Source organism: Prosthecobacter sp. (assembly GCF_020439865.1).
Classification (GTDB): domain Bacteria; phylum Verrucomicrobiota; class Verrucomicrobiia; order Verrucomicrobiales; family Verrucomicrobiaceae; genus Prosthecobacter.
This window is the reverse complement of sequence record NZ_JAGRPF010000065.1, coordinates 1-2,445: the sequence shown is the minus strand read 5'-3', so window position 1 is coordinate 2,445 and position 2,445 is coordinate 1. Positions and strand designations below refer to the sequence as shown.

Sequence of the window (2,445 nt, the reverse complement as noted above, 5' to 3'; positions counted from 1 at the left end):
TCGAACTCACCGGTGGATCGCACATCGAGCACCTGCGTCTCGGGATGCTCGCGCAGCCAGGCATTCGCCTGACCGGCGTTGAGGTTGGCGCATACGCAGCCGGGAGCGGCTGTGAAAAGCTGGCGGTCCCAGCCGCCTTCATACCAATACCAGCCGCCAACAACGACGGCGAGAATGAGAATCGTCCAGATCATGAAGCGAATGAACATGAGGTTGCGGTTACGAACCGCTGAGTTTCTTCACCTGGTTGGACAGGCGTTTCAGCAGGTTGCTGCACACATTGTCGCAGAGGTCAGTGATGCTGGGATCGTCAATGAAGCAGATGACGGTCAGGCCCTCCTTGCGCCGGCCCACCATGCCGGCATCGACGAGGGACTGCACATGGCGGGAGACATTCGCCTGGGTGAGACCGGTGGCCTCGACGATCTCGGAGATGTTCTTTTCGCCTTCCTCAAGGGCGCGCAGGATTTTCAGGCGGCTGGGCTCGGAGAGCGTGCGGAACCATGAGGCGATCAAAGAGAGCGCCTCATCGGTGACCGGCGGCAGGGATTTTTTTCGTGCGGCGGGCATGATGTTAAAAAGGGTTTGCAGACATCGACTATATGCGTATAGACTCATACAGTTGAATAAGAGAACACCATGAAAACCACTTCGTCCACCAAAACCTTGTTCCTGATTGCAGTCACCATCGCCACGGCCTGTTCCACCTCCTGCGCGCAGCAGCGCGGCGGGCCGGGCATGCCAGCCGAGGCCCGTGAGCAGATCCACGCCCTGTTTGTCGGGCATGACAAAGTCCATCGTGAACTGAACCTCACTCCAGACGGTTACACCGCTGTCACTGAGAGCGACGATCCCAAGATCGCAGCCGCCTTGAAGAAGCATGTGAAGCAAATGCAGGCCCGCCTCGGCGAAGGCCTGAGCGTGCGTCGCTGGGATCCAGCCTTCGCCGAATACTGCGACCACTACGGTGAAATGGACCATCAATTCACCACCACGGACAAAGGTGTGCGCATGACCGTCAAGGGGCGCACAGCAAATGCCGTCAAGATCGCGCAGAATCACGCCAAGGTCGTTTCCGCCTTTGCCGCGCACGGCTGGAGCGAGCATGACAAGAAGCATGACACCGTGACCCGCTGACGTTTCCCCTCCCAAAACCGAAACCTGACATCCCCACCACTATGAAACTCGAAAACGCCATCCGCGCCCTCGCCGGCACCTTCATCCTCATCAGCCTCGCTCTGGCACATTACGTCAGTCCGAACTGGCTCTGGTTCACCGCCTTCGTCGGCGCCAACCTGCTTCAGTCCGCCTTCACCGGCTTCTGTCCGGCGGAAATGGTGCTCAAAAAGCTTGGCGTGGGCGGCTCGTGCTGCTCAAAGTCCTGAGCAGCGTCAATGCCGTATCCATCCCACGCCATGAAACGACTTCTCCCGATCTTATTCCTCGCTGCCTGTGGCAAACACGACCCGGCACAACACGCGGGCCCGGATCTTCCCAGCGTCCCCGTGAAAGTGCAGGCGGCCAAATGGCAGCCTCACACGGCCACCGAGGAAGTCGTGGGAACGGTGCGCTCGAAACTGCGTGCCATGGTCGAGGCCAAGGTCAGCGGGCGTGTGCTTGAGTACACCGCCACGCCTGGCGCGATGGTGAAGGCGGGCGATTTGCTTGCGCGGCTCGACGTGCAGGAGATTCAGGCGAAGGTCGATCAGGCCAAGGCGATGCTCGACCAGGCCAATCGTGACTTTGACCGCCAGAAGCAGCTCATCGCCAGCAACGCGACCACACGTCAGGACTACGACGCCGCCGATGCTCGCGTCAAAGTGGCGACCGCCGCCGTGAGCGAGGCCGAAACGATGCTCGGCTATGCCAAAGTCACCGCGCCCTTCGATGGCGTGGTCACGCGCAAGCTCGCCGATGTGGGCGATCTCGCGATGCCAGGCAAGCCTTTGCTCGAGATCGAAGCTCCGACCGCACTGCGCTTCGAAGCCGATCTGCCAGAGGCGATTCTCGATCGCGTCACGATGGGTGCCAAGATGCAGGTGAAGGTCGCCTCCATTTCGAGTTCGCTGGAAGCCGTCGTGAGCGAGATCGCACCTGTGGCCGATCCTGTGAGCCGCACGTTTCAGGTGAAGCTCGATCTGCCAAAGGCGGACGGCTTGCGCACCGGCCAGTTCGGTCGCGTTTCGGTGCCCGTGGCGGAAGTGAAGCTGCTGCTCGTTCCCAAGAGCGCCGTGATGAAACGCGGGCAGATGGAACTCGTGTTCGTCGTCAAGGATGGCAAAGCATTGCTGCGTCTGGTGAAGACCGGCAAATCGCTCGACGGCCAGGTTGAGATTCTTTCTGGTCTCGAAGAAGGCGAGCAGGTCGTGATCAGCGACGTGACGAAAATCGCCGATGGCCAACCCGTGACGATCCAGCCATGAGCGAGCCTTCACCCAGCCATCT

5 protein-coding genes are annotated in these 2,445 nt (G+C 60.4%); 3 read left to right on the top strand and 2 right to left on the bottom strand.

From position 1 onward, the window contains the following. Both KDL09_RS06735 and KDL09_RS06730 read right to left on the bottom strand, forming a co-directional pair. Positions 1-209, bottom strand: a 209-nt coding sequence (locus tag KDL09_RS06735) for a hypothetical protein (RefSeq protein WP_294382998.1), incomplete at its 3' end; no start/stop codon positions are given. A gap of 10 nt (positions 210-219) precedes the next feature. Beyond that, positions 220-570, bottom strand: a complete 351-nt coding sequence (locus KDL09_RS06730) for a metalloregulator ArsR/SmtB family transcription factor (protein WP_294382996.1) — start codon at positions 568-570, stop codon at positions 220-222. A 69-nt stretch (positions 571-639) separates the two neighbouring features. Here KDL09_RS06730 and KDL09_RS06725 point away from each other — a divergent pair, with 69 nt between their 5' ends. The 3 genes from KDL09_RS06725 to KDL09_RS06715 are packed head-to-tail and all read left to right on the top strand — an operon-like array spanning position 640 to position 2,423. Further along, complete coding sequence (locus KDL09_RS06725; RefSeq protein WP_294382994.1) at positions 640-1,137, top strand: hypothetical protein; 498 nt, start codon at positions 640-642, stop codon at positions 1,135-1,137. A gap of 41 nt (positions 1,138-1,178) precedes the next feature. Beyond that, a complete protein-coding gene (locus KDL09_RS06720) occupies positions 1,179-1,385 on the top strand; it encodes a DUF2892 domain-containing protein (RefSeq protein ID WP_294382992.1) in 207 nt (68 codons plus the stop codon). A gap of 30 nt (positions 1,386-1,415) precedes the next feature. After that, complete coding sequence (locus KDL09_RS06715; protein ID WP_294382990.1) at positions 1,416-2,423, top strand: efflux RND transporter periplasmic adaptor subunit; 1,008 nt, start codon at positions 1,416-1,418, stop codon at positions 2,421-2,423. Positions 2,424-2,445: the final 22 nt, after the last annotated feature.